25 protein-coding genes are annotated in these 25,621 nt (G+C 55.8%); 10 read left to right on the top strand and 15 right to left on the bottom strand.

The genetic code is table 11. From position 1 onward, the window contains the following. Nucleotides 1–30 precede the first annotated feature (30 nt). Complete coding sequence (locus DD606_RS09410) at nt 31–570, bottom strand: DUF3251 domain-containing protein (RefSeq protein ID WP_129258552.1); 540 nt, start codon at nt 568–570, stop codon at nt 31–33. Nucleotides 571–722: 152 nt separating this feature from the next. On the opposite strand from DD606_RS09410, the gene nrdR reads away from it, so the two are divergent. The 5 genes from nrdR (at nt 723) to thiL (ending at nt 4,328) form a co-directional block, all read left to right on the top strand. Further along, a complete protein-coding gene (nrdR, locus tag DD606_RS09405) occupies nt 723–1,172 on the top strand; it encodes a transcriptional regulator NrdR (RefSeq protein WP_003859099.1) in 450 nt (149 codons plus the stop codon). 4 nt (nt 1,173–1,176) lie between these two features. Then, nucleotides 1,177–2,280, top strand: coding sequence for a bifunctional diaminohydroxyphosphoribosylaminopyrimidine deaminase/5-amino-6-(5-phosphoribosylamino)uracil reductase RibD (gene ribD, locus DD606_RS09400; protein WP_022650459.1), 1,104 nt, complete (start codon nt 1,177–1,179; stop codon nt 2,278–2,280). 87 nt (nt 2,281–2,367) lie between these two features. After that, on the top strand, nt 2,368–2,838 hold the full coding sequence (gene ribE, locus DD606_RS09395; protein ID WP_003859098.1) for a 6,7-dimethyl-8-ribityllumazine synthase: 471 nt from the start codon (nt 2,368–2,370) through the stop codon (nt 2,836–2,838). Between the two features lie 21 nt (nt 2,839–2,859). Then, a complete protein-coding gene (gene nusB, locus DD606_RS09390) occupies nt 2,860–3,279 on the top strand; it encodes a transcription antitermination factor NusB (RefSeq protein WP_006809908.1) in 420 nt (139 codons plus the stop codon). Between the two features lie 77 nt (nt 3,280–3,356). Continuing rightward, the gene (thiL, locus tag DD606_RS09385) at nt 3,357–4,328 is read left to right on the top strand and encodes a thiamine-phosphate kinase (RefSeq protein WP_022650460.1); all 972 of its coding nucleotides are present in this window, start codon (nt 3,357–3,359) and stop codon (nt 4,326–4,328) included. A 69-nt stretch (nt 4,329–4,397) separates the two neighbouring features. Here the strand turns inward: thiL and DD606_RS09380 are convergent, their stop codons facing one another. The 4 genes from DD606_RS09380 to xseB form a co-directional block, all read right to left on the bottom strand. Continuing rightward, on the bottom strand, nt 4,398–5,372 hold the full coding sequence (locus DD606_RS09380) for an aldo/keto reductase (RefSeq protein WP_017383171.1): 975 nt from the start codon (nt 5,370–5,372) through the stop codon (nt 4,398–4,400). A gap of 62 nt (nt 5,373–5,434) precedes the next feature. Then, on the bottom strand, nt 5,435–7,297 hold the full coding sequence (dxs, locus tag DD606_RS09375; protein ID WP_015571294.1) for a 1-deoxy-D-xylulose-5-phosphate synthase: 1,863 nt from the start codon (nt 7,295–7,297) through the stop codon (nt 5,435–5,437). Nucleotides 7,298–7,321: 24 nt separating this feature from the next. Further along, nucleotides 7,322–8,221 carry a (2E,6E)-farnesyl diphosphate synthase gene (gene ispA / locus DD606_RS09370; RefSeq protein ID WP_032608639.1) on the bottom strand — a complete coding sequence of 300 codons (900 nt, stop codon included), beginning with the start codon at nt 8,219–8,221 and terminating at the stop codon, nt 7,322–7,324. Further along, nucleotides 8,222–8,464 carry an exodeoxyribonuclease VII small subunit gene (gene xseB, locus DD606_RS09365; RefSeq protein ID WP_003859094.1) on the bottom strand — a complete coding sequence of 81 codons (243 nt, stop codon included), beginning with the start codon at nt 8,462–8,464 and terminating at the stop codon, nt 8,222–8,224. A 178-nt stretch (nt 8,465–8,642) separates the two neighbouring features. On the opposite strand from xseB, the gene thiI reads away from it, so the two are divergent. Further along, nucleotides 8,643–10,091: a tRNA uracil 4-sulfurtransferase ThiI gene (gene thiI, locus DD606_RS09360; RefSeq protein WP_022650463.1), complete on the top strand. Its 1,449-nt coding sequence runs from the start codon at nt 8,643–8,645 to the stop codon at nt 10,089–10,091. A 125-nt stretch (nt 10,092–10,216) separates the two neighbouring features. Here thiI and yajL read toward each other — a convergent pair whose 3' ends face one another. Further along, nucleotides 10,217–10,807 (bottom strand): protein deglycase YajL, encoded by a 591-nt coding sequence (gene yajL / locus DD606_RS09355; protein ID WP_003859085.1) that lies wholly within the window; start codon nt 10,805–10,807, stop codon nt 10,217–10,219. Beyond that, nucleotides 10,770–11,681, bottom strand: a complete 912-nt coding sequence (gene panE, locus DD606_RS09350) for a 2-dehydropantoate 2-reductase (protein WP_022650464.1) — start codon at nt 11,679–11,681, stop codon at nt 10,770–10,772. The genes yajL and panE overlap by 38 nt, the downstream gene beginning before the upstream one ends. Nucleotides 11,682–11,806: 125 nt before the next feature. Between panE and DD606_RS09345 the strand changes: the two genes are divergently transcribed. After that, nucleotides 11,807–12,298, top strand: a complete 492-nt coding sequence (locus DD606_RS09345; RefSeq protein WP_017383179.1) for a YajQ family cyclic di-GMP-binding protein — start codon at nt 11,807–11,809, stop codon at nt 12,296–12,298. Nucleotides 12,299–12,330: 32 nt separating this feature from the next. On the opposite strand, the gene DD606_RS09340 is transcribed toward DD606_RS09345, so the two are convergent. The 7 genes from DD606_RS09340 to DD606_RS09310 form a co-directional block, all read right to left on the bottom strand. Continuing rightward, complete coding sequence (locus DD606_RS09340) at nt 12,331–13,692, bottom strand: MFS transporter (protein ID WP_045896197.1); 1,362 nt, start codon at nt 13,690–13,692, stop codon at nt 12,331–12,333. A 115-nt stretch (nt 13,693–13,807) separates the two neighbouring features. Continuing rightward, nucleotides 13,808–14,455: an L-fuculose-phosphate aldolase gene (fucA, locus tag DD606_RS09335; protein ID WP_022650466.1), complete on the bottom strand. Its 648-nt coding sequence runs from the start codon at nt 14,453–14,455 to the stop codon at nt 13,808–13,810. Nucleotides 14,456–14,483: 28 nt separating this feature from the next. Then, nucleotides 14,484–15,479, bottom strand: a complete 996-nt coding sequence (locus DD606_RS09330) for a LacI family DNA-binding transcriptional regulator (protein ID WP_022650467.1) — start codon at nt 15,477–15,479, stop codon at nt 14,484–14,486. A 60-nt stretch (nt 15,480–15,539) separates the two neighbouring features. After that, nucleotides 15,540–17,129: an FGGY-family carbohydrate kinase gene (locus DD606_RS09325; protein ID WP_032645866.1), complete on the bottom strand. Its 1,590-nt coding sequence runs from the start codon at nt 17,127–17,129 to the stop codon at nt 15,540–15,542. 11 nt (nt 17,130–17,140) lie between these two features. Continuing rightward, nucleotides 17,141–18,091, bottom strand: coding sequence for an ABC transporter substrate-binding protein (locus DD606_RS09320; protein WP_000858088.1), 951 nt, complete (start codon nt 18,089–18,091; stop codon nt 17,141–17,143). A 46-nt stretch (nt 18,092–18,137) separates the two neighbouring features. Further along, nucleotides 18,138–19,121, bottom strand: coding sequence for an ABC transporter permease (locus tag DD606_RS09315; RefSeq protein WP_045896198.1), 984 nt, complete (start codon nt 19,119–19,121; stop codon nt 18,138–18,140). Between the two features lie 2 nt (nt 19,122–19,123). Then, nucleotides 19,124–20,623 carry a sugar ABC transporter ATP-binding protein gene (locus DD606_RS09310; protein ID WP_032657379.1) on the bottom strand — a complete coding sequence of 500 codons (1,500 nt, stop codon included), beginning with the start codon at nt 20,621–20,623 and terminating at the stop codon, nt 19,124–19,126. Nucleotides 20,624–21,030: 407 nt separating this feature from the next. Between DD606_RS09310 and fucI the strand changes: the two genes are divergently transcribed. The 3 genes from fucI to fucU are packed head-to-tail and all read left to right on the top strand — an operon-like array spanning nt 21,031 to nt 24,683. Next, nucleotides 21,031–22,809 (top strand): L-fucose isomerase, encoded by a 1,779-nt coding sequence (fucI, locus tag DD606_RS09305; RefSeq protein WP_032657382.1) that lies wholly within the window; start codon nt 21,031–21,033, stop codon nt 22,807–22,809. A gap of 49 nt (nt 22,810–22,858) precedes the next feature. Then, nucleotides 22,859–24,262: an L-fuculokinase gene (fucK, locus tag DD606_RS09300; protein ID WP_045896427.1), complete on the top strand. Its 1,404-nt coding sequence runs from the start codon at nt 22,859–22,861 to the stop codon at nt 24,260–24,262. Beyond that, entirely contained in the window at nt 24,255–24,683 is a 429-nt protein-coding gene (gene fucU, locus DD606_RS09295) for an L-fucose mutarotase (RefSeq protein ID WP_022650472.1), read from the top strand. Before fucK ends, fucU begins: the two co-directional genes overlap by 8 nt. 41 nt (nt 24,684–24,724) lie before the next feature. On the opposite strand, the gene cyoE is transcribed toward fucU, so the two are convergent. Beyond that, complete coding sequence (gene cyoE / locus DD606_RS09290; protein ID WP_003859062.1) at nt 24,725–25,612, bottom strand: heme o synthase; 888 nt, start codon at nt 25,610–25,612, stop codon at nt 24,725–24,727. Nucleotides 25,613–25,621 lie beyond the last annotated feature (9 nt).

Raw genomic sequence — 25,621 nt, 5'->3', positions numbered from 1 at the left:
AGTGACATTTCACTCCGCTAAAAGGGCGGGTTATTGCGCGGCGGGTTGAATGTCGTGAATACGGATAAAGCCCAGCTGTTCTGGCGTCAGTCCGCTCAGCTGGAGCGGGATGTCAACATCGCTCGGCGCCAGCGTGCGGGCGGGGGCGGTGAAGAGCTGATTCTTCACGTTCACTTCCTGATAGCTCTCCGTGGTGCCCTGAATCTGGCCCCACTCTACGGTGCCGCTGAACGCGGGCAGCGGATCGTTGGACTCACCCTGAATGCGTAATGTTGCGCGAGTACCATCGGCATTCGCTGCAACATTCACCAGAGACATCTTTAGCGTGCCAATCTGGCTGTTCAGACGCGCGGGCGTGTTTGCACCTGGCAATAAATAAACGCCATTGCTGGATTTGGCATTCAGCGCGTTCTGCTGGGTGATCTTCACGGTTTCTTTATTAAGTTTGTCCATCGCCACGTTAAGCGTATTCACGCTTTGTTTCATCTCGCGGACTTCGCTTTGCTGTGCGCAGGCGCTAAGCGTGAACAGGCTCCCCACCAGCACTATTTTCAGGTAACGTCTTGTCATTGCGTTTAATTCCTTGAAATCACAGATTGCTGCAATGGTAGACAGGATAGTGCCGTCAGGCATAGATCCTTTGTCTCAAAAAGCTCTTCCTTTGTTGTCGGGCCAGTTCAGGGTAAAATAGAAATCAGATAACCAGATAACAGGGACATCGTATGCATTGCCCATTTTGCTCCGCTGTGGATACCAAAGTCATCGACTCACGTCTTGTAGGCGAAGGGTCTTCCGTGCGTCGTCGTCGGCAGTGTCTGGTGTGCAACGAGCGTTTTACCACCTTCGAGGTGGCAGAGCTGGTAATGCCGCGCGTGGTAAAAAGTAACGATGTGCGCGAACCGTTCAATGAAGAAAAACTGCGTAGCGGGATGCTCAAGGCGCTGGAAAAACGGCCCGTCAGCTCCGATGACGTCGAAATGGCGTTAAACCACATTAAATCTTATCTGCGGGGGTTAGGTGAGCGCGAAGTGCCGAGCAAAATGATCGGCAATCTGGTGATGGAACAGCTGAAAAAGCTCGATAAAGTCGCCTATATCCGCTTTGCCTCCGTTTACCGCAGCTTCGAAGACATCAAAGAGTTTGGCGAAGAGATCGCCCGCTTACAGGATTAAGACCATGCACGACGAGATGTACATGGCGCGAGCCATGAAGCTGGCGCAGCGCGGTCGGTTTACCACTCACCCTAACCCTAATGTCGGGTGCGTCATTGTTAAAGATGGTGAGATCGTGGGGGAAGGTTTTCACTATCGCGCAGGCGAGCCGCATGCTGAAGTGCATGCCTTGCGCATGGCGGGGGAGAAAGCGCGTGGCGCGACGGCCTATGTGACGCTGGAGCCATGCAGCCACCATGGGCGTACGCCGCCGTGCTGTGAAGCGCTGATTGCGGCGGGCGTCTCGCGCGTTGTCGCCGCCATGCAGGATCCTAACCCGCAGGTAGCGGGCCGCGGACTGTATCGTCTGCAACAGGAAGGCATCGACGTCAGCCACGGCCTGATGATGCAGGATGCGGAAGCCCTGAATAAAGGCTTCCTGAAGCGTATGCGCACCGGCTTCCCGTTTATCCAGCTTAAGCTTGGCGCGTCACTGGATGGCCGCACGGCGATGGCGAACGGCGAGAGCCAGTGGATCACCTCGCCACAGGCAAGGCGCGATGTGCAACGTCTGCGCGCGCAAAGCCATGCTATTCTCACCAGCAGTGAAACGGTACTGGCTGACGATCCGGCCATGACCGTACGCTGGGAAGAGCTGAATGCAGATACGCAGGCGCTCTATCCGCAGGAGAACCTGCGTCAGCCGCTGCGCATTATTATTGATAGCCAGAACCGCGTGACGCCGGAGCACCGCATCGTGCAGCAGCCGGGGGAAACCTGGATTGCACGCACCAAAGAAGATACGCGCGAATGGCCGCAAGGCGTGCGCAGCATTACGGTGCCGGAACATAACGGGCATCTGGATCTCGTGGTGCTGATGATGTTGCTCGGCAAACAGCAGGTCAACAGCATCTGGGTTGAAGCCGGTCCGACGCTCGCCGGCGCACTGCTTCAGGCGGGGCTGGTGGATGAGCTTCTCGTCTACGTTGCGCCTAAACTGTTAGGTAACGACGCGCGCGGCCTGTTTGTGCTGCCCGGCCTTGAAAAACTGGCCGATGCGCCGCAACTCTCATTCAGTGAGATTCGTCCGGTAGGCCCGGATGTCTGCCTCCATTTAACGACAGCGTAATTGCTCCTGAAATAGGGAAGCAGTACGCAAAGTATTATGATAAAATCCGCCCCCCTGCGGGGCCAAATGAACCCGTAAAGGAAGAGTATGAACATTATTGAAGCTGCTGTAGCTACCCCGGACGCTCGCGTCGCCATCACCATTGCGCGTTTCAACAACTTCATCAATGATAGCCTGCTGGAAGGTGCGGTTGACGCCCTGAAACGTATCGGCCAGGTTAAAGATGACAACATTACCGTCGTTTGGGTACCAGGTGCTTACGAACTGCCACTGGCAGCGGGCGCGCTGGCGAAAACCGGTAAATACGACGCGGTGATTGCGCTGGGTACTGTTATTCGTGGCGGCACTGCGCACTTCGAATACGTTGCGGGCGGTGCAAGCAATGGTCTGGCGCACGTTGCGCAGGATGCTGAAATTCCTGTCGCGTTCGGCGTGCTGACCACCGAAAGTATTGAACAAGCCATCGAACGTGCTGGCACCAAAGCCGGTAACAAAGGTGCAGAAGCTGCACTGACCGCGCTTGAAATGATCAATGTATTGAAAGCCATCAAGGCCTGATTTTTTTGTAAGGGGAATTCCGTGAAACCTGCTGCTCGTCGCCGCGCCCGTGAATGTGCCGTCCAGGCACTTTACTCCTGGCAGTTGTCCCAGAACGACATCGCTGATGTTGAATACCAGTTCCTGTCAGAACAGGACGTGAAAGACGTTGACGTTCTGTACTTCCGTGAACTGCTGTCGGGAGTGGCGACTAATAGCGCGTATCTCGATGGTCTGATGAAGCCATACCTGTCCCGTCTGCTCGAAGAGCTGGGCCAGGTCGAAAAAGCAGTGTTGCGTATCGCGCTGTTTGAGCTGTCTAAACGTGATGATGTGCCGTACAAAGTGGCCATCAACGAAGCGATCGAACTGGCGAAAACCTTCGGCGCTGAAGACAGCCACAAGTTTGTTAACGGCGTGCTGGATAAAGCCGCACCTGCGATCCGTCCCCACAAAAAGTGATCCGCAAACCGGAGTTCTGCATTGCCTGACGGGCAGTGCGGCTCCGGTTTTTTCTTTTATTTGCTGAGGCATAACGTATGGCATGCGGCGAATTCTCCCTGATTGCCCGTTATTTCGACCGTGTCAGAACCTCTCGTCTTGATGTTGAAACCGGCATTGGCGATGACTGCGCACTTCTCAATATTCCCGAAAAACAGACGCTGGCAATCAGCACCGACACCTTAGTGTGTGGGCGACATTTCCTGCCCGACATCGATCCTGCCGATCTGGCGTATAAAGCGCTGGCGGTGAACGTCAGCGATCTGGCGGCAATGGGCGCCGACCCGGCCTGGCTGACGCTGGCTCTGACCTTGCCAGAGGTGGATGAAGCCTGGCTTGAAGCCTTCAGCGATTCCCTGTTTGAGCAGCTGAATTATTACGATATGCAGCTGATTGGCGGTGATACCACTGCCGGTCCGCTGTCGATGACCCTGGCAATCCACGGCTATGTGCCTGCCGGGCGTGCGCTGAAACGTTCGGGCGCAAAACCGGGCGACTGGATCTACGTGACCGGTACGCCGGGGGATAGCGCGGCAGGGCTGGCAATCCTTCAGAACCGTTTAACGGTTGAAGATGCTGACGATGCGGCGTACCTGGTGAAGCGCCATCTGCGGCCAACGCCGCGTATTTTGCACGGCCAGGCGCTGCGCGAGCGGGCCAGTTCGGCTATCGATTTGTCTGACGGGCTGATCTCCGATCTCGGCCATATCCTGAAAGCCAGCGGCGTGGGCGCGCGGATCGATCTGGATCTGTTCCCTCTGTCAGAGCCGTTGCGTCGCCATGCCGAGCCTGAGCAGGCGCTGCGCTGGGCGTTATCCGGTGGAGAAGATTATGAGCTGTGCTTCACAGTGCCTGAGCTCAATCGCGGAACACTGGATGTGGCGTTAGCGCATCTGGGGGCGAAATTTACCTGCATCGGGCAGGTGATGCCGGAAAGTGAAGGGCTGCTGTTTGTCCGCGACGGCGCCCCGGTTACGCTTGACTGGAAAGGGTACGATCACTTCGCGTAATTTTGTGCGCTCTGTATTGCCGGGTGGCGCTGCGCTTACCCGGCCTACGGATTTTGTTCCCTGAATTGTTTATTTAAACCCTACCACCGGATGTTGCTGATACGGCGTCTCCAGCTCGGCAATCTGCTCCGGCGTCAACGATAAGTCCACCGCACTCAACAACTCATCCAGCTGTTCTTCCCGCGATGTGCCCACAATCGGCGCGGCGACACCGCGCTTGCTCAGCAGCCACGCCAGTGCCACCTGCGCGCGCGTTGCACCGATATCGTCGGCGATCCCGGCTAAGCGTTCGGCAATTAACGCATCGCTGGCTTCTGTATCGTCATACAGGTTTTTACCCACTTCGTCTGATACCAGCCGGGCGGTGGTTTCGCCCCACGGACGGGTTAACCTTCCGCGCGCCAGCGGGCTCCACGGGATCACCGCCACGCCTTCCTGGTAGCAGAGCGGCAGCATCTCGCGCTCTTCTTCCCGGTAAATCAGGTTGTAGTGATCCTGCATGGTGACAAAGCGCGCCCAGCCGTGCTGTGCCTGGAGATCGAGCGCCTGGGCAAACTGTGAGGCATGCATGGACGATGCGCCGATGTAGCGCGCTTTACCGGCTTTCACGACGTCGTTCAACGCTTCAAGCGTCTCTTCGATCGGGGTGTTGTAATCCCAGCGGTGGATTTGCAGCAGGTCGACGTAATCCATGTTCAGGCGTCTGAGGCTGTCATCAATAGAACGCAGGATCTGCGCGCGAGAAAGGCCTTCCGCCAGGTCGCCTGACGGGTAGTACACCTTAGTGGCAACCACAACGTCATCACGACGGGCAAAATCTCGCAGGGCGCGGCCAACAATCTCTTCGCTGCTGCCGTCGGAGTAGCTGTTGGCGGTATCGAAGAAGTTGATGCCGCCGTCAATGGCGCGCTTGATGATGGGGCGGCTGCTCTCTTCCGGCAGCGTCCAGGCATGATTTCCCCGGTCAGGCTCGCCAAACGTCATGCATCCCAGGCAAAGCCGGGACACCTTAAGGTCCGTTTTTCCTAATGTCGTGTATTGCATGGTTCCGCTCCTGCTGTTTAAACAATACGTTTAAGCATAGCAGGAGCAGAAAAGGGGAGGGATCAGGCCAGCCAGGTGCGGATTTTGGCTTCGATACCGGCGGCGTCCAGACCAATGTCGGCGCGCGCCTCATCCTGGGTGCCTTGCGGGATGAAGTGGTCCGGCAGGCCGAGATTAAGCACCGGAACGGCTTTACGGTTCGCCATCAGCACTTCGTTCACGCCGCTACCCGCGCCACCCATGATGGCGTTCTCTTCCAGCGTGACCAGCACGTCATGGCTTTCCGCCATGCTCAGAATCAGAGATTCATCGAGCGGCTTCACGAAGCGCATATCGACCAGCGTCGCATTCAGGTTTTCAGCGACTTTTGCCGCTTCCGGCATCAGCGTACCAAAGTTCAGGATCGCCACTTTTTCACCGCGACGTTTCACCAGACCTTTACCGATGTCCAGTTTTTCCAGCGGCTGTAATTCAACGCCAAGGGCATTACCGCGTGGATAGCGTACCGCGCAGGGACCGTCCTGATAGTGGTAACCGGTATACAGCATCTGACGACACTCATTTTCGTCGCTTGGCGTCATGATCACCATGTCCGGGATGCAGCGCAGGAAGGAGAGATCAAACGCGCCCTGGTGCGTCTGGCCGTCAGCCCCCACAATGCCCGCGCGATCGATAGCAAACAGCACCGGCAGCTTCTGAATGGCAACGTCATGGATAACCTGATCGTAGGCGCGTTGCAGGAAGGTAGAGTAGATCGCTACCACCGGCTTGTAGCCGCCAATCGCCAGGCCCGCAGCAAAGGTTACCGCGTGTTGCTCGGCAATGGCGACGTCGAAATACTGGTCCGGGTATTTTTTGGAAAATTCCACCATGCCGGAGCCTTCACGCATGGCAGGCGTCACCGCCATCAGCATGTTGTCTTTTGCCGCCGTTTCGCACAGCCAGTCGCCGAAGATTTTTGAGTAGCTCGGCATCCCGCCGCTGCTTTTCGGCAGGCAGCCGCTGGTATGGTCGAACTTAGGCACCGCGTGGAAGGTGATCGGATCTTTCTCCGCCGGTTCGTAACCACGCCCTTTTTTGGTCATGATATGCAGGAACTGAGGGCCTTTCAGGTCGCGCATGTTTTTAAGCGTCGTCACCAGACCCAGCACATCGTGGCCGTCCACCGGGCCGATATAGTTAAAGCCCAGCTCTTCGAACAGCGTACCCGGTACGACCATGCCTTTGATGTGTTCTTCGGTACGCTTAAGCAGCTCTTTGATCGGCGGTACGCCGGAGAAGACTTTTTTACCGCCTTCACGCAGTGAGGAGTAAAGCTTGCCGGACAGCAGCTGCGCCAGATGGTTATTCAGCGCGCCGACGTTCTCGGAGATCGACATTTCGTTATCGTTGAGGATCACCAGCATGTCCGGTTTGATATCGCCCGCGTGGTTCATGGCCTCAAAGGCCATCCCGGCGGTGATCGCCCCGTCGCCAATCACGCAGACAGTGCGACGTTGTTTATTCTCTTTTTCGGCGGCAACGGCAATACCAATGCCCGCAGAAATGGAGGTGGAAGAGTGGCCGACGCTTAACACGTCATATTCACTCTCGCCGCGCCACGGGAACGGGTGCAGGCCCCCTTTCTGGCGAATGGTGCCAATTTTATCGCGACGTCCGGTCAGAATTTTGTGCGGATAGGCCTGGTGGCCGACATCCCAGATCAGCTGATCGAACGGCGTGTTATAGACGTAATGCAACGCCACGGTCAGCTCAACCGTGCCAAGTCCGGAGGCGAAGTGGCCGCTGGAGCGGCTAACGCTGTCGAGCAGGTAGCGACGCAGCTCGTCACACAGCTTCGGCAGACTCTCTTTCGGCAACAGACGTAACTCCTGAGTGGAGTCAACTAACGCCAGTGTCGGGTATTTGGCAATATCAAAACTCATCAAAGGCTCATCGAGATTTATAGTTTATTTATCACGCTGGATTATGTAGTCCGCTAGCGCTTCCAGTGCCGAGGTATCCAGCGATTGCGCGGCCAGCTCATTCAGCGACTGGCGGGCATCGTCTATTAGATCCCGGGCTTTACGTTGGGCATGCTCAAGGCCCAACAGGGCGGGATAGGTACTTTTGCCAAGCTGCTGATCCGCACCCTGACGTTTTCCCAATGTTGCAGTATCGCCCACCACATCCAGAATGTCATCCTGAACCTGGAATGCCAGACCGATACTTTCTGCGTATCTGTCCAGAATCGGCAGGGCTTTACGCCCGCGTTCACCCGCGCTCAGCGCGCCCAGGCGAACGGCTGCACGAATCAGTGCGCCCGTTTTGTGACGGTGGATGCGCTCCAGCTGTTCCAGAGTAACCTGACGACCTTCAGCCTCTAAATCCAGCGCCTGGCCGCCGCACATCCCGGCGACGCCGCTGGCCATTGCCAGTTCGGACACCATTGCCAGACGATCGCGATCGCTCACTTCAACCATCGGCGCATCGCTCAAAATGGAGAAGGCCAGAGTTTGCAGCGCATCACCCGCCAGAATGGCATTCGCTTCGCCAAATTTGATATGGCAGGTTGGCTGACCGCGACGCAGATCGTCATCGTCCATGGCTGGCAAATCATCGTGGATCAGCGAATAGGCGTGGATACACTCCACGGCGGCTGCCGGGGCGTCCAGCGTGTTATCGCTGATACCGAACATGTTGCCCGTGGCATATACCAGGAACGGACGCAGGCGTTTACCCCCCAAGAGTGCGCCATAGTGCATGGCTTCAACCAGTGGAGTGTTCTGAAAAGGCTGCGGCTCAATGAATCGGCGCAGCGCATCGTTGGCGCGGATGACGCGCGCCTGAAGCGCGTTGGAGAAATCCATTTACTCGGCGTCCGGTGTGAATGGCGTGGTTTTAGCGTCTTCGCTGTCGGAAAGCAGGATCTGCACACGCTGCTCGGCCTGCTGAAGCTTTACCTGCCCCTGGCGCGCAAGCTGCACACCGCGTTCAAATTCGTTGAGGGCATCTTCCAGCGGTAAATCGCCGCTCTCGAGGCGGGTAACAATCTGCTCAAGCTCACTCAGCGCAGTTTCAAAACTGGCCGGTGCGTCGTTCTTCTTCGGCATAGTGAATTAACTCTTATATTCTTCGCCCCAACATGGTAACGGACTCGGGGCAATTATCAAATAACGCGAGTGGCGCGATGGTGGTATACTTGCGCACCTGGATGCAGCCACGGGTGTGGGCTGCTGTATCATTTTCCACTACAAGCCTTTATAAGCTTGCCTAAGAAACATTGCCGCCATGAAGTTTATCATTAAATTGTTCCCCGAAATCACCATCAAAAGCCAATCTGTGCGTTTGCGCTTTATTAAAATTCTCACCGGGAACATTCGTAACGTATTAAAACACTACGACGAAACGCTCGCTGTGGTGCGTCACTGGGACCACGTTGAAGTCCGCGCGAAAGACGAAAGCAAACGTCTTGATATTCGCGACGCGCTGACCCGTATTCCTGGTATTCATCATATTCTGGAAGTGGAAGACGTTCCGTTCAGCGATATGCACGATATCTTCGAAAAGGCGCTGGTACAGTACCGCGACCAGATCGAAGGCAAAACCTTCTGCGTGCGCGTGAAGCGTCGTGGTAAACACGAGTTCAGCTCGATTGAAGTCGAGCGCTACGTTGGCGGCGGTCTGAACCAGCACGTTGAGACGGCGCGCGTGCGCCTGACTAACCCGGACGTTACCGTTAATCTTGAGATCGAGAACGATCGTCTGCTGCTGGTTAAGGGTCGTTATGAAGGTATTGGTGGTTTCCCGATCGGCACGCAAGAAGATGTGCTGTCGCTGATCTCGGGCGGCTTCGACTCCGGCGTCTCCAGCTACATGCTGATGCGTCGCGGCTGCCGCGTGCACTACTGCTTCTTCAACCTGGGCGGGGCGGCGCATGAAATCGGCGTACGTCAGGTGGCGCATTACCTGTGGAACCGCTTCGGCAGCTCTCACCGCGTGCGTTTTGTGGCGATCAACTTTGAGCCGGTGGTCGGCGAAATCCTCGAAAAAGTGGACGACGGCCAGATGGGCGTGGTCCTGAAACGTATGATGGTGCGCGCGGCGTCCAAAGTGGCTGAGCGCTACGGCGTGCAGGCGCTGGTCACCGGTGAAGCGCTGGGGCAGGTCTCCAGCCAGACGCTGACCAACCTGCGTCTTATCGACAACGTGTCTGATACGCTGATCCTGCGCCCGCTGATCTCTCACGATAAAGAGCACATCATCGATCTGGCGCGTAAAATCGGTACTGAAGATTTTGCCCGTACCATGCCGGAATATTGCGGTGTGATCTCAAAAAGTCCAACCATTAAAGCGGTGAAGGCGAAGATCGAAGCGGAAGAAGAGAACTTCGATTTCAGCATCCTGGAAAAAGTGGTGGCGGAAGCGTCCAACATCGATATCCGTGAGATCGCCCAGCAGACCGAGCAGGAAGTGGTTGAGGTGGAGACGGTCAGCGGCTTTGGTGCTAACGATACGATTCTGGATATCCGTTCTGTTGATGAGCAGGATGACAAGCCGTTGCAGGTGGAAGGCGTGGAGGTGGTTTCGCTGCCGTTCTACAAGCTGAGCACCCAGTTTGGCGATCTCGACCAGAGCAAAACGTATCTGCTGTGGTGTGAGCGTGGGGTCATGAGCCGTTTGCAGGCGCTGTATCTGCGCGAGCAGGGCTTCGCGAATGTGAAGGTGTATCGCCCGTAGTTTATTGTCGGGGAGTGCGGCCTGATGCCCTCACCCCGACCCTCTCCCACAGGGAGAGGGCGCAAACATTAAAAACGGCAACCTCGGGTTGCCGTTTTGCTTTTACCTTGCGCCACCCGACTTTTTTATTCGTAGTAGTTATAAATCCCCGCCGCCATCACCAGCGACGAAGCCACTTCGTACGCTTTTTCGCGCCCAACCAGCAGGTCAATAATCTTCAGGCCAAAATCAATGGCGGTGCCCGGCCCCTGGCTGGTGAGCAGGTTAACGCGCGGATCCCAGACCACGCGTTTATCCACCCACTGGTCTTCCGGAATTGTATCCTTCAGACCAGGGAAGCCGGTCATATTGCCGATGGGGAAAATGTCGTGCGGAACCAGCACCGTACCTGCGGCTGCACAGATTGCCGCGACGATACGCCCGGAAAGATGAAACTGACGAACGGTTTCAACCAGCAGCGGGCTGTCGCGGAAACACTCAGCCCCCTTCAGACCACCCGGCAGAACGATAATGTCGTAATCACCGTCCGCCACCTGTACAAGCGGTGCATCCGCCAGAATCTTCACCCCACGCGAGCAGGTAATCGCCAGGCTTCCGTCGCTGGCGACGCTGGCGGTAGTAACCTTAATACCACCACGTACCAGCAAATCAATGGTGGTGACCGCTTCTGTCTCTTCGCTACCAGGGGCGAGGCATACCAGTGCCGATGCGCTCATACTCACTCTCCTTTCGTTTTACTAACTCAAACAGACGGCTATTTTCCGCAACGGTAATGCCGTGTGCCCGGGCGCGTTTTAACAGATAACCGGTAATGTAATCAATTTCGGTATGCCGCATAGCCCGGATATCCTGCAACATTGAGGAGATATTTTCTGCCGTACTCTCAATGACCTGGTCGACATAATAACGTAAATCGGACTCTGAGGTGTGGTAGCCTTCGCGTTCAATGACGGCGGCAACTTCCCGGCAAATCAGCGCTACCCGATCAGGATGCTGGCGCAGTTCACCGTTAGGGCAATCCAGCAGGGCGGTCAGCGGATTAATCGCGCAGTTCACCGCCAGTTTGCGCCACAGTTCCGCGCGAATGTTATTGTGCCAGGCGACGTCAGGCAGCGTGCTTTGCAGGGTATCCGCAAGATAGCTGTAATCGCCGGGCTGTTCACGCGCGGGACCGATATGAGTGATACCACTGGCAACATGGATAATGACGTTACCGTCGCGACGCGCCGCGTGGGTGGTTGTCCCCATCAGCAGCGGTTGCCGGACAGATTTTAGCTCTTCAATGGTACCCATACCGTTGTGAATCAGCAGGATTGGCGTGCTTTCAGGTAACTGGGCGGCCAGGCTTTTCACCGCATCGGAGACCTGCCAGGCCTTCAGCGTGACCAGCAGCAAATCGCTGGTGGCAAGAAATTCCGGATCGTTTGCCGTCAAAGACTCATTAAAAATTGAACCGTCTGTACCCATCACGTTCACACTGCAATAGGGCTGGGGAATTCGCAGCCAGCCCTGAACGTCGTGTCCCTGTTTGCATAGCGCTGTAAGCCAGAGTTGGCCAAGGGCTCCGCATCCAAGCACTGTTACTTTCATCGTTCCTCCTCACCTGCAACGGCGCCAGGTGCTATGACGCTAAGTATAGCGCCATCAGCTAAGCTTCTCGTTATGCCTCGTTGCGGGTATTATGCAACGCAACAAAAATGAAGGGAGAAGAAAAGATGCCATCTTTCGATATTGTTTCTGAAGTTGATTTGCAGGAAGCGCGTAACGGCGTAGAAAATGCTGTCCGTGAGGTTGAGTCACGTTTCGATTTTCGTGGCGTTGAGGCGACCATTGAACTGAACGACGCGAACAAGACGATCAAAGTCCTGAGCGAGTCTGATTTCCAGGTCAACCAGTTGCTGGATATCCTGCGCGCCAAGCTGCTCAAGCGCGGCATTGAAGGGACCTCACTCGATGTGCCGGAAGATTTTGTTCACAGCGGCAAAACCTGGTTTGTGGAAGCGAAGCTGAAGCAGGGTATTGAAAGCGCCGTGCAGAAGAAAATCGTGAAGCTTATCAAAGACAGTAAGCTCAAAGTGCAGGCGCAGATCCAGGGGGAAGAGATCCGCGTAACCGGAAAATCCCGTGATGACCTGCAATCCGTGATGGCGCTGGTGCGTGGCGGCGATCTCGGTCAGCCATTCCAGTTTAAAAACTTCCGCGATTAAGACAATCATGCCCGGCTAAACCGGGCATTTTTTCAGGCCTTCAGCGCCTGCTCTACCTCAAAGCGGTTAGTCACTTTGCTGTCAATTTTGACATACGCACTGCGCTCTTCCGGGACAATCAGCACTTCGCTCACGCCCTCTGTCGCTTCCAGACGCTGTTGTAACGCGTCACCGATTGCCACGTCATCGGGAATTTCTACCCGCAGGCTACTCACGTAACGCGGCTCTTTCATGGTGCTGGCCACAAACAGCCAGAGCATCGCCAGCAGCGCACCGGCGAGGAAAACGGTCTGGGAGTCAAACAGACCATCCACCCAGCCGCCGAGTGACCCGCCGATCGCCACGCCGAGAAACTGGCTGGTGGAGTAAATGCCCATCGCGGTGCCTTTGTATCCTGCCGGAGACTCTTTGCTGATAAGCGACGGCAGCAGGGCTTCCATCAGATTAAAGGCCAGGAAGAACAGTTGTACGCCAGCGATCAGCTCCCAGAAATGCGGGCCGGCGCCCCACAGCACAATCTCGGCAATCAGCAGTAACGCCACGCAGCCCACGAAGACGCGTTTCATTTTGCGCTTCACTTCGGCGTAAATAATGAAGGGCACAACGGAGACAAACGAGATCAGCATTGTGACCAGATAAATTTTCCAGTGCTCTGCCGCCGGAAAACCTGCTGCGGCCAGTTGACCGGGCAGGGCGACAAAGGTGGACATCAGCAGAATGTGCAGGCACATAATGCCGAAGTTCAGCTTAAGCAGGCGCGGCTCGGCGATGACTTTGCTGAAGCAGCCTTTGACCATCCCGGATTCACGGTTGAGGACGTGGTTTTTACTGTCAGGTACAACCCACAGCGTGAGTGCGATCCCGATGGTCGCCAGCACCGCAATCATCCAGAACAGGGCGTGCAGGCCGAGTGAATGGGTGATAACGGGCCCCAGCACCATGGCAATGGCAAACGTGACGCCAAAGCTGACGCCGATAAACGCCATGGCTTTGGTGCGGTTTTGCTCGCGGGTTAAGTCTGACAGCAGCGCCATCACGGCGGCGGCAATCGCCCCGGAACCTTGCAGGGCGCGCCCAAGAATAATTCCCCAGATGGAGTGGGAGAGGGCGGCGATGATGCTGCCGAGCACAAACACCAGCAGCCCGCCGACAATCAGCGGTTTGCGACCCACTCGGTCGGAGAGCAAGCCAAAGGGGATCTGGAATATTGCCTGCGCCAGGCCGTAGATACCGATCGCCAGACCGATCAGCGCTTCGCTGGCACCCTGTAACGCCATGCCATATGTGGTCAGAACGGGCAGGACCATAAACATGCCAAGCATCCGCAGCGAGAAAACAGTCCCTAAACCCCAGGTCGCACGCAGTTCGCCTGGCGTCATTTTATAATCGTTCATTACCACCTCTACCAAAAAGCAGGCCATAGTTTAGGCGGGGTGATAAGTGCGGTAAATAGGTGTTTGTTTAAGAGATATTACGAGGGTGTGATAAAAGCACCCCCGGATAAAAAAATTACGCCTCGACGCGCAATCCGTAGCTTTTGAATTTCTCAAGAACAATGGCAATTTCATCGTCACTGAGTACCGGAACGGGATCCACTATCGCCAGCGTGGTCAGGTAGAGTTTTGCCAGCACCTCTACCTCCTGCGCCAGCCACAGTGCCTTTTCAAGATTTTCTTCGCAGGTTATCAGGCCGTGGTGCTGTAAGAGCGTCGCTTTGCGATCGCGTAACGCGATCGCGACATGCTCTGACAGCGCGCGCGTCCCGAAGGTCGCGTAAGGGGCGCAGGGAATGGAGTTTCCCCCGGCGGCGGCAATCATATAGTGAATAGCAGGAATGGGGCGGTTGAGTATCGAGACGGCGGTACAGTTAACCGCATGGTTATGGACGACGGCGTTAGCATCCGGGCGGGTCTGATACACAACCTGATGAAAACGCCATTCGCTGGAGGGCAGTTTATCTTCTTCGTGTCGCCCCTGTGCATCTACATAGACGATACTCTCTTCGGTCAGATGCTCGTAGGGAATTCCGGTCGGCGTAATCAGCATGCCGTCGCGATAGCGAACGCTGATATTGCCGGCGGTGCCCTGATTTAACCCCATGCGGGTCATCTCAAGGCAGGTGTCGATAATGTCTCTGGCTAATCGGGCTCGTTCCATTTTTTATTCTCCGGGTACAGTTTTATTTTTACTGGCGGGAACGTTTGACCAGCTTCATATCGACTTTCGCCGTCTCGTTGACCGCTTCGCCGTCGATGGCTCGCTGCATCAGTTCAAACGCTTTTTCCGCCCAGGTATCTTCGTCCTGCTGCATGGACCAGACGCTGTTAGGCAGGAACCCCAGCATGGGGTGCTCATCGAAGGTGCCGATATTGATGTGTTGGGGCACGGTGCCGGTACGCGTCCGCAGGGCTTCGATTGCCCCTTCCAGAACGGGTAACGATGAGGCGATAAACGCCTGCGGAACACCCTGGCTGTCGATAAGCGAATCCATCAGGGCATATCCGCCCTCCGGCGTATTGTCCGGCCCTTCGATGACCCACTCGCGATGGTGAATACCGGCTGTTTTCAGGGCCTGTAAGTAGCCGTTCAGACGGTCCGTAATACTGGGCAGTGCGGTATCGCCCACAAGGAACCAGAGCGGCATTTTTCTCTCTGCCAGCATGTTGCGGGCCAGTTCATCCCCCCCGGCCTCGTTATGACTCTCAACCAGCGCGTTGTCAGTAAAGCCAAAATCCCGGTCGAGGAGCACCAGTGGTTTTTGGATCTGCCGCAAATGATGCTGCTGGTTTTCCAGCGTCGAGGGAACGATAAACAAGCCGTCCACGTTGCGCGCCATCAGCGCTTTGACCAGCTTGTTTTCGTAATCCACATCGTTGTAAGTACAGCTGATCATCAGTTGGTAGCCCGAACGGCGGCAGCGCAGTTCGAGTTTCTCGGCGAGCGTTGCAAAGAACACGTTCGAGATGTTGGGCACGATGAGCCCCAGCGTCTCGGTTTTGTTTAGCTTAAGACTGCGCGCCGAATGGTTGAGGGTATAGCCGAAGCGCTCGACGTGCTCATTAATTCGGGACTGTGTTTTCACGCTGATCCGATACTGTTCGGCTTTCCCGCTCAGTACCAGCCGCACGGTGGTGACGGATAAATTCAGATCCTTCGCTATCTGTTCAACTGTTTTGGCCATCGCTACGCCTCAATCCTTAACGTACGTAAAAACTGCTGATAAAGCATACGCATCCTGCCATTACATTTCCTGCTGCATCAGGAGATTAAGCGCCTGCTGCTGGGTCCACAGCATCAGGTACGCCTCATATTTTTGCCGGTGGAAGGCCGCGGTTTCCGGCCGACGGGTGATGATGTCGCCGGCTTTGACCATTTCCCGGGTAGCGTCGGTGAGCGTTGTCCATGCACCGCTCGCCACTGCGCCGCAAATGGCCGCGCCGAGAGTGACGGCATCTTCTTCGGCTAAAAGATGAATATCGCAGCCCGTGGCATCGGCATACTCCCGCAGCCAGAGCCGGTTATGGGTGGCTCCTCCACAAATGACAATGCGCGACAAGGTGTGCCCGTGTTGTTTCAGGGTATCCATAATATGTCGTGTGCCATAGGCTATGGCCTGTAGCGTGGCCAGATAGAGCCTCGCCAGCGCACGTTCACCGGTTTCTAATGTCAGACCGACCACGCTGCCCCGCGCATCCGGACGCGAACGCGGCGAGCGGTTGCCGTGATGATCGGCCAGAATGTGCAGGTTGCGGGTGGGATATTTTTCTTCCTGTTCAAGCGCGGCTACCCAGTCGTTGAGCAGCGCCACCGGATGGCGTTGCGCCGCTTCTGCTTTTGCAAACAGATCTGCGCTGGCTCCGTGCTCGCGCAATGTCCAGTCGACCAGCGCCCCGGCAGCACTTTGCCCGCCTTCCGTCAGCCAGTAGCCCGGCAGCATGGCGCTCCAGTAAGGCCCCCAGACGCCGGGCGTATGGATCTCCGTCTGACTGGCAAGCATATGGCAGTTCGAGGTTCCGCTGATGAGCGCCAGCGTGCCCTCCGGGTGTGAGCCCGTCAGCGCCACGCCACCCGCGTGGGCATCGATCATGCCGCTTGCCACAACCACCTCTTCGGGCAACCCCAGAGCTTGCGCTGCCTGTGGGCTGAGTTTTCCGACGCATTCAGCGACGTCCAGAATAGTATCGGGAATTTTTGTCAGTAAGGTCTCCAGCCCCACCTCCCTGAGCAGCGATTCGCTGAACTGCGCCTCATGCGCAAGGTAGTTCCATTTGCAGGTGAGGGTGCACAGGCTGGCGGCGTCCTGGCCCGTTGCTTTCCAGACCAGAAAATCGGCAAGGTCGAAAAAGCGCCAGGCCTGATTCCATGTTTCAGGATGATGTCGCTGCAACCACAGCAGTTTTGGCAGTTCCATTTCAATACTCACCTCGCCGCCCACGTAGCACAAGGCCGGATCGCGTGTGGCATTGATGCGAACGGTTTCTTCGTGAGCACGATGATCCATCCACATAATGATGTCCTGCGATGCCGGACTGTCGGGGGACACGCTCAGGCCGTTACCCTCAGCATCCAGCGCGACCAGCGAGCAGGTGGCGTCGAAGCCAATCGAACGAATGGCGTCGGGTGAGATCCCTGAGGAGTCGACGGCTTCCCGCACCACCGCGCAAACCTGCTGCCAGATCTCCGCGGAGGACTGTTCCACGCGCGCGTTGCTGGCGTGAAACTGCGAAATCGGACGGGTCGCGAAGCTCAAACGCTCGCCTTGCGCAGAGTAAAGCCCAGCACGAACGCTGGCTGAACCCACATCGACCCCGAGGAAATAGCCGTCACTCATCATGAACTTCCTTATTTTTTACCAAACGGATGTAACAGTTTATCAATTTCAGGGGTGTTGATATTCTGCGCATTGACATATTTCACTGGAATATCAATTTCTTTAGCCACCGTCTGTCCGGAAATCACCGCGTTCAGCGCCTTTATGCCCTGATAACCAATCTGGTACGCGTCCTGCACCACAAAGCCCTGAATCACGCCGTTTTTGAGGAAGTTAATGATGGCTTCGGTGCTGTCAAAACCGATGACTTTCACTTTGCCCTTCAAATTCTGGCTGTCGATCGCGTTCGCAACGCCCAGGGTTGAGCCTTCGTTGGTGGCATAAATACCGGCGATATCCGGGTTGGCCTGAACCATATCAATGGTTTTATCCATCGCCTTTTGCGGGTCGCCATCGCTATATTGCACCGGCAGTACCTGAATATTCGGGTACTTCTCTTTCATTCGCTCGCTGAATCCTTCAGAGCGCTCAATGGCGGACGTCGTTCCGGCTACGTGGGCGATAATACCCACTTTCCCCTTCTGACCTACCTGCTCCGCCAGCGCATCCGCAGCCTGTGCGCCCGCCTTACGGTTATTGGTGGCGACAAAGCTGGCTGGGATATCGGAGTTCACGCCCGAGTCGAAGGTCACCACTTTGATCCCCCGGCTGTTGGCGGTTTCGACCAGCGGGGCAAGGGCGTTTGCATCAAGCGCGGCCAGCAACAGGCCGTTTGGCTTTTGTGCCATGGTGTTTTCGACTAACTGGATCTGCTCGGCGATTTGCGTTTCATCGGCAGGGCCAACGTAGCTGGTTTTGTCACCCAACTCTTTTGCGGCAGCTTCCGTCCCCATTTTGACCGTCTGCCAGAATTCGTGCTGGTAACCTTTACTGACTACCGGCAGGTTCAAATCTTTTGCCAGCGCGCTGCTGGACAGGATGGCAACGAGCGACAGGGCGCTCAGGATATGGCTGGTTTTCATTATTTTGCTCCGTTGTAGGGTTGGCAGGGCTTGTTGTATCGAGAACCTAACGCATTCTTTTACGTAACGTGTCCAGGTAGACGGCGGCAACGACGACCACGCCCATCGCCACCATCTGCCAGAACTGGGACACGCCCATGAGATTGAGGCCGTTTTTCAGCACGCTCATAATGAACGCGCCTATGATGGTGCCGCCAATCGTGCCCACGCCGCCCATCAGACTGGTACCGCCGATCACTACCGCCGCAATGGCTTCCAGTTCATAACCTACGCCTACGGTTGGCTGGCCTGAATTGAGACGAGAGGCGAGGATCACCCCGGCCACGCCGGTTAACAGGCCGCATAAGGCGTAAACGAAAATTTTCACTCGCTGGACTTTGATCCCGGAAAGATGTGCCGCCGTTTCATTGCTGCCGACAGCGTAGATATAGCGGCCCATCACCGTTTTCTTCAGGATCCACATGGCGATCAGTGCCACGATGACCAGGTAGAACACCGGATAAGGCAGGACGTCGAACAGGCGACCCTGCGCTAGCAGCTTGAACTGCGGGTAGTCAGAAAAATAAATTGCGCGGCCATCGGTCATCACCATATTGATGCCGCGTACCGACATCATCAGGCCGAGGGTGGCAATAAACGGTGGTATGGTCATTTTGGTGACCAGAAACGCGTTCACATAGCCGCAAAGCCCGCCGGCGAGCACGCCTGCCAGAATACAGACCGGCAGCGGCATACCAAACCCGGCGGCGATGCCCACCGCAACCCCTGAGAACGCCGCCACCGATCCGAGCGACAGGTCGATCCCGGCGGTAATAATCACAAAGGTTACGCCAATGGCCATGATGCCAATCACCGCCGTTTGCAGGGCGATAGTCATGATATTTTCAGTATTAAAGAAGAACGGTGAGCTGAAGCTGAAAAACAGAACCAGCAATACCAGGCTAAAAAGAGGCGCCAGACGCATCAGGAGCGCTTTATTTATTTTCATCGTATGACTTCCGCTTTGCGGCGATGGAACGGTAACGGACATGATTAATCCTCCAGCGTGGCGTATTGCATGATTTTTTCCTGGGTGGCGTGCTCAGCCTCTATTTCGCCGGCAATGTGGCCGCTGCGCATCACAAGTATGCGGTCGCACATTCCTAATACTTCCGGCAGTTCGGATGAAATCATGATGATCGATTTACCTTTAGCGACAAGGCGGTTCATTAGTTCATAAATTTCCAGCTTGGCGCCAACATCAATTCCCCGGGTTGGCTCATCAAAAATTAAAATATCGGTATCTTTACAGACCCAGCGGGCAATAATGATCTTCTGTTGATTACCGCCGCTTAAATTCAGTGCCGCCTGTTCCAGATGCGGCGTTTTTATTCGCAGCGCATCCACCAGTTTCTGGCTGGACTCCCGGCAGCGTTTTTCATCGACATTACCCGCGACGCCAGCGTAGTCCGGGTAATTGCCGAGCATAATGTTCATCTCAACGGAAAGGCCGAGGGCGAGTCCCTCTTTCTTGCGGTCTTCTGTTAAATAGCTGATGCCTTTCTCAATGGCGTCAGCCACGTCTTTAATCCGTGTGGGGGTGCCGTTCAGCGTCAGGGTACCGGCGTCGATCGCATCGGCGCCAAACAGGGCCCGGCCCAGTTCCGTTCGGCCTGCGCCCATTAAGCCAGCGAGGCCGAGGATCTCACCGCGCCAGAGGGTAAAGTTGATGTCGTGCAGTACACCATTTCGCGTCAGGCCGTTCACCTCCAGCACTTTTTCTCTGCGCTGAGGCGGCGGCCGTTTTGGGTAGATGTTATCGAGATTGCGGCCAACCATCATGGCGATAAGCTCGCCGATCTGAACCGTTTCATAATCCACGGTGGCGATGTATTGTCCGTCGCGCATGACGGTCGCGCGATCGGCGATCAGCGCCAATTCTTCCAGACGGTGCGAGATGTAGACTATCCCCGTGCCCTGAGCCTTGAGCATCCGCGTGACGTCAAACAAACTCTCGATTTCACTTTCGGTCAGCGCGGCGGTGGGTTCATCCATGATTAGCACTTTGGCATTGACCGAAATCGCTTTGGCAATTTCCACCATCTGCTGCTGGGCTACGGTTAATTCACTGACGCGCGCGTCCGGGGCGATTTTTAAATTCAGCGTGTGCAGTATTTTCTCAACCGCCTGTCGCTGGGCGCGTTTATCTAACTGCCAGCGGCTATTTTTGCAGAATTCGCGGCCAATAAAGATATTCTCTTCCACGGTTAAATCGGGGAAGAGATTAAATTCCTGATGGATAATCGTAATACCTGCGTGCTGAGCACTTAGCGGATCGCTGAATGATACGGATTGCCCTTCAAAGCGAATTTCACCGGAATCGGGTTGGTAAACACCGGATAATATTTTCATCAGCGTCGATTTACCGGCACCGTTTTCACCTAACAGGGCATGTACTTCGCCGCGGCGTAAATCGAAATCAACCTGATTCAGCGCCAGCACGCCGGGAAAGCGTTTGGTGATGCACGTCATCTGAATAAGAGTCTCTGACATTGCAAAATTCCTGTGTTGGAAAGGCAATGAATCACAAGCCACAGTGATTTGGTTAATAAGCTAACTCGACTTAGCTTTCGTCCTTAAAAGCTATTTTAGGGTCATAATTTAGCCAAATCATTTGTATTCAAATTGTGACGCCGTGCAAAGGTATTTTGTTATTTAATTGAATTTAAACGATATATTTAGTTTTTGCTGAATCGTAATACCTGACGCTGATCGAATTTTGACCTCTCATCGTGAAACTGCTCACAGATCCTGCACATTTATCTTGTCTCATTTTTAGGGAGAACTCTAAGCTAATTCGAGTTAGCAAATTTCACCACTTTCCGTTCACGGTGCTGCCCGGGCGCTTTTTCACGGCTATGCCCCTGAGACGGATAGGTTAACCAACGTGAGGAAGGGCTATGAAAACGATAAAAGCGTTACCCCGGATTGGCATTCGACCTGTTATTGATGGCCGCCGAATGGGCGTACGCGAATCTCTGGAAGAGCAGACCATGAACATGGCGAAAGCCACGGCGGCGCTACTCACTGAAAAATTACGCCACCCCTGCGGTACGCCCGTAGAGTGCGTAATTGCCGACAGCTGCATTGCCGGAATGGCGGAATCCGCCGCTTGCGAAGAGAAGTTCAGCACGTGTCACGTTGGTCTGACGATCACCGTCACCCCATGCTGGTGCTACGGGAGTGAAACCATTGATATGGATCCGCTGCGCCCGAAAGCGATCTGGGGCTTTAATGGCACCGAGCGTCCGGGGGCGGTATACCTCGCAGCGGCGCTGGCAGCGCATAACCAGAAAGGGATCCCGGCGTTTTCCATTTACGGCCACGATGTACAGGATGCGGGCGACGAGACCATCCCGGCAGACGTTGAGGAAAAATTGTTGCGTTTCGCCCGGGCGGGCCTGGCGGTCGCCAGCATGAAGGGGAAAAGTTATCTGTCGGTGGGCGGTGTCTCAATGGGGATCGCGGGCTCGATTGTCGATCACAACTTCTTTGAATCCTGGCTGGGGATGAAGGTGCAGGCGGTGGATATGACCGAACTGCGTCGCCGCATCGATCATAAGATTTACGACGAGCAAGAACTTGAGCTGGCCCTGAGCTGGGCGAAGGCACATTTCCGTTTCGGCGAGGATAAAAACGCAGAGCAGTATCGTCGCAATGAACAGGAAAATGCCGCGATCCTGCGGGAGAGCCTGCTAATGGCGATGTGCATCCGCGACATGATGCAGGGCAACCCTAAACTCGCTGCAATGGGCCGCGTGGAGGAATCGCTGGGCTATAACGCCATTGCGTCCGGTTTCCAGGGGCAGCGCCACTGGACGGATCAGTATCCAAATGGTGATACCGCAGAGGCGCTGCTGAACAGCTCTTTCGACTGGAACGGTATTCGCCAGCCGTTGGTGGTGGCGACGGAAAATGACAGCCTTAACGGGGTAGCGATGCTTTTTGGGCATCTGATGACCGGCACCGCGCAGATTTTTGCTGATGTACGCACCTACTGGTCGCCGGAGTCGGTTGAGCGTGTTACCGGCCAGAAGCTCACTGGCCGGGCTGAGCACGGCATTATCCATCTGATCAACTCCGGCTCGGCGGCGCTGGACGGTACAGCGGAGCAGAAAGACGCCGAGGGGAAACCGACCCTGAAGCCACACTGGGACATTACTGAGCAGGAAGCCAGCGCGTGCCTGGCCGCAACCCACTGGTGTCCGGCGGTGCATGAATACTTCCGCGGGGGCGGTTTCTCATCAAACTTCCTCACCCGGGGTGGCGTGCCATTTACCATGACCCGCGTAAACCTCATCAAGGGTGTGGGTCCGGTATTACAGATAGCGGAAGGCTGGAGTGTTGAGCTGCCGGAACACGTACATGACATTCTTAATAAGCGCACCGATTCAACCTGGCCTACCACCTGGTTTGCCCCACGCCTGACCGGTAAAGGCCCGTTCAGCGACGTCTATTCAGTGATGGCGAACTGGGGCGCTAACCACGGGGTATTAACCGTCGGGCATGTCGGCGCTGATTTCATCACCCTGGCGTCCATGCTGCGCATCCCTGTATGCATGCATAACGTACCGGAGGCGCTAATTTATCGGCCGACGGCCTGGGGCGCTCACGGTATGGATCCGGAAGGGCAGGATTACCGCGCCTGTGAAAATTACGGACCGTTATACAAACATTAAGCTGGCCTGCCAGCCTGCTCCGGCGGGCTGGCAGCCAGTGGGGACCGCGATGAAAAAATGTTTTCTGGTTCTCGATTGTGGCGCGACGAACGTGCGCGCCATTGCGCTGGATCCCGAAGGGAATATTGTGGCGCGCGCCGCGGTGGCGAACGAAAGCGAAAGCGCCGCTGGAAATCCGGCCTGGCACCAGTGGTCGCTCGACGCCATCATGCACCGTTTTGCCGTCTGTTGTCAGAAAATCAGCGCAGCGCTGAGCGAGCATCAACTGTGCGGAATGAGTGTGACGACCTTTGGCGTGGATGGCGCACTGGTAGATGAGCAGGGAGAACTGCTTTATCCGATCATCAGCTGGAAGTGCCCGCGAACCGTGCCGGTGATGGAAGCGGTTGCCCGTTCATGCTCCCCGGCAGAACTACAGCAGATCACCGGCGTTGGGCAGTTTAGTTTCAACACGTTGTATAAGCTAGGCTGGCTTCAGGACAACCATCCCGATCTGTTACAGCGTGCTCACGCCTGGCTTTTTATCTCCTCGCTAATCAACCATCGCCTGACCGGAAAGATGACGACCGATCTCACGATGGCCGGTACCAGTCAGATGTTCGATCTGCATCAGCAGCGCTTCAGCGAAACGATCTTAAGCAAGATCGGCGTGCCTCATTCCCTTTTCCCGCCGCTGGTTTCCCCCGGAGAAAGGATTGGTGAATTGCGGCCCGACGCTGCATCCAGGCTCGGATTGCCTTGCGGTGTGCCGGTGATCTCCGCCGGGCACGACACGCAGTTTGCCCTTTTTGGCGCCGGGGCGGGAATTAATGAGCCAGTTCTCTCTTCGGGTACCTGGGAGATTTTAATGGCGCGCACCACGCAGGTTGATACCGCTTTGCTGGGGCAATACCCGGGCGCGACCTGCGAACTGGATAGCCGGACGGGGCTCTATAATCCGGGAATGCAATATCTGGCGTCTGGCGTACTGGAGTGGATCCGCGCGCTGTTCTGGTCGCCTGGTACCGACTGGGACACTATTCTGGCTCAGGCGGCGGCAATTCCGAACGGCGCGGATGGCGTCACGATGAATACCCAACTGCTCGACTCTCCACTCGCCGGCTGGCAGGGCGTTACGCTCACCACCACGCCAGCCCATTTTTACCGCGCAGCCCTGGAAGGACTCACGGTGCATCTGCAAGAAAAATGCCTGGCGCTGGAGACGATCGCGCAATTTAAGGCGCGTGAACTCCTGCTGGTGGGGGGAGGTAGCCGCAATATGCTGTGGAATCAGCTCAAGTCCAATGCGCTTGGGATCCCGGTGAAGGTTCTTGAAGAGGCTGATACGACCGTGCTAGGGGCATCTTTGTACGGATGGTGGGGCGTCGGAGAAACGGCCAGCGCTGAGGCTGCTCGCGATCGGGTCCACTATCGTTACCGTTATTTCTATCCTGAGGAGCAACCTTGTGCTTAAAACGATATCCCCTCTGATTTCCCCCGAGCTGCTGAAAACGCTGGCAGAGATGGGTCATGGTGACGAGATTATTTTTGCAGATGCTCACTTTCCCGCACACAGCCTGGGGCCAAAGACGATCCGCGCAGATGGCCTGCTCATCAGCGATTTGCTGGCCGCGGTGATACCGCTGTTTGAACTCGACAGCTATGCGCCACCGCTGGTGATGATGGCCCCTGTCGACGGGGATACGCTCGATATCCAGGTCGAAGCGCGCTATCGCAACGCACTCTTTGGTGAGGCGGAAGGGGAGGGGATTACGCGTATTGACCGTTATGCGTTTTATGCGCGGGCACAGAAAGCGTACGCCATTGTGGTGACGGGCGAGACCGCGAAATACGGCAATATACTGTTAAAGAAAGGGGTTACGCCGTACCCATAAAAAAACGCCGGGTTAAACCCGGCGTTTTTACTTCAGTCTTCTTACCAGACGTAAGTCAGCAGGTTTTGTGAATCAGGCACCATGAAGTCTACGGACATCATCACGGACAGGGAGGTGATGGCGACAATCGAGAACACAAACAGCTTGCGTGCCCAGACCTTGTCATCTTCCACTTTGTAACCGCGCAGGGCCATGCCGAGCCACCAGACGCTCACCGCAGCTGCTACCACCAGATATTTATATCCGGCGTAACCGCCCAGAGAGAGCATCAGCGTTGCCACGGCAAAAGCGATGATGTAGAGCGTGATGTGGTTCTTGGCAACCGAAATGCCTTTCACGACCGGCAGAACCGGAATGTTCGCCGCCTGATAATCCTTAAAGCGGAAAATCGCGATGGCGTAGGAGTGCGGCATCTGCCACAGGCTAAAGATAGCCAGCAGGATCAGCGCACCGCTGTCGAACTCGTTCGTGACGGCGCAATAGCCAATCACCGGCGGCGCAGCGCCGGAGAGAGAACCAATCAGCGTGCCGTAGACGGAGTGACGTTTCATATACAGGCTGTAGACGCCCACATACACCACGAACCCCATCACCCCCAGCCAGCAGGCCAGCGGGTTAGCACCAAACCACAGCAGCATAAAGCCAGCAATACCCAGCAAGGTGGCGTACACCAGCGAGACGGAAGGAGCAATCAGGCCTTTAACCAGCACCCGATTTTTGGTCCTTTCCATCTTCTTGTCGATATCCATGTCGATGTAGTTGTTAAATACACAACCGGACGCAACCACCAGTGACACACCGACCAGCGTGTAAATAAAGAGGGTGTAATCAATGCTGCCTTTAGAGGCCAGCAGGAACCCTCCGATTACGGAGATCAGGTTGCCAAAGATGATGCCTGGTTTCGTGACTTGCAGGTATTGCTTAAACATACTCGCCGC

It is taken from the genome of Enterobacter cloacae complex sp. GF14B, assembly GCF_004136805.1.
Taxonomy (GTDB): Bacteria; Pseudomonadota; Gammaproteobacteria; order Enterobacterales; family Enterobacteriaceae; genus Enterobacter; species Enterobacter hormaechei_C.
The sequence above is the reverse complement of the archived record's forward strand: the minus strand, read 5'-3'. Positions and strand labels throughout refer to the sequence as shown.

Excerpts from the sequence above, each read along its gene's own strand:
- fucK (WP_045896427.1), top strand. The coding sequence starts at position 22,859 with ATGAAAAAATGTTTTCTGGTTCTCGATTGTGGCGCGACGAACGTGCGC.
- DD606_RS09410 (WP_129258552.1), bottom strand. The coding sequence starts at position 570 with ATGACAAGACGTTACCTGAAAATAGTGCTGGTGGGGAGCCTGTTCACG.
- DD606_RS09315 (WP_045896198.1), bottom strand. The coding sequence starts at position 19,121 with ATGTCCGTTACCGTTCCATCGCCGCAAAGCGGAAGTCATACGATGAAA.
- DD606_RS09340 (WP_045896197.1), bottom strand. The coding sequence starts at position 13,692 with ATGAACGATTATAAAATGACGCCAGGCGAACTGCGTGCGACCTGGGGT.
- ispA (WP_032608639.1), bottom strand. The coding sequence starts at position 8,221 with ATGGATTTCTCCAACGCGCTTCAGGCGCGCGTCATCCGCGCCAACGAT.
- xseB (WP_003859094.1), bottom strand. The coding sequence starts at position 8,464 with ATGCCGAAGAAGAACGACGCACCGGCCAGTTTTGAAACTGCGCTGAGT.
- panE (WP_022650464.1), bottom strand. The coding sequence starts at position 11,681 with ATGAAAGTAACAGTGCTTGGATGCGGAGCCCTTGGCCAACTCTGGCTT.
- DD606_RS09330 (WP_022650467.1), bottom strand. The coding sequence starts at position 15,479 with ATGGCCAAAACAGTTGAACAGATAGCGAAGGATCTGAATTTATCCGTC.
- DD606_RS09325 (WP_032645866.1), bottom strand. The coding sequence starts at position 17,129 with ATGAGTGACGGCTATTTCCTCGGGGTCGATGTGGGTTCAGCCAGCGTT.
- DD606_RS09380 (WP_017383171.1), bottom strand. The coding sequence starts at position 5,372 with ATGCAATACACGACATTAGGAAAAACGGACCTTAAGGTGTCCCGGCTT.
- dxs (WP_015571294.1), bottom strand. The coding sequence starts at position 7,297 with ATGAGTTTTGATATTGCCAAATACCCGACACTGGCGTTAGTTGACTCC.
- DD606_RS09320 (WP_000858088.1), bottom strand. The coding sequence starts at position 18,091 with ATGAAAACCAGCCATATCCTGAGCGCCCTGTCGCTCGTTGCCATCCTG.
- ribE (WP_003859098.1), top strand. The coding sequence starts at position 2,368 with ATGAACATTATTGAAGCTGCTGTAGCTACCCCGGACGCTCGCGTCGCC.
- nrdR (WP_003859099.1), top strand. The coding sequence starts at position 723 with ATGCATTGCCCATTTTGCTCCGCTGTGGATACCAAAGTCATCGACTCA.
- fucI (WP_032657382.1), top strand. The coding sequence starts at position 21,031 with ATGAAAACGATAAAAGCGTTACCCCGGATTGGCATTCGACCTGTTATT.
- thiI (WP_022650463.1), top strand. The coding sequence starts at position 8,643 with ATGAAGTTTATCATTAAATTGTTCCCCGAAATCACCATCAAAAGCCAA.
- cyoE (WP_003859062.1), bottom strand. The coding sequence starts at position 25,612 with ATGTTTAAGCAATACCTGCAAGTCACGAAACCAGGCATCATCTTTGGC.
- DD606_RS09310 (WP_032657379.1), bottom strand. The coding sequence starts at position 20,623 with ATGTCAGAGACTCTTATTCAGATGACGTGCATCACCAAACGCTTTCCC.
- ribD (WP_022650459.1), top strand. The coding sequence starts at position 1,177 with ATGCACGACGAGATGTACATGGCGCGAGCCATGAAGCTGGCGCAGCGC.
- DD606_RS09345 (WP_017383179.1), top strand. The coding sequence starts at position 11,807 with ATGCCATCTTTCGATATTGTTTCTGAAGTTGATTTGCAGGAAGCGCGT.
- yajL (WP_003859085.1), bottom strand. The coding sequence starts at position 10,807 with ATGAGCGCATCGGCACTGGTATGCCTCGCCCCTGGTAGCGAAGAGACA.
- thiL (WP_022650460.1), top strand. The coding sequence starts at position 3,357 with ATGGCATGCGGCGAATTCTCCCTGATTGCCCGTTATTTCGACCGTGTC.
- fucA (WP_022650466.1), bottom strand. The coding sequence starts at position 14,455 with ATGGAACGAGCCCGATTAGCCAGAGACATTATCGACACCTGCCTTGAG.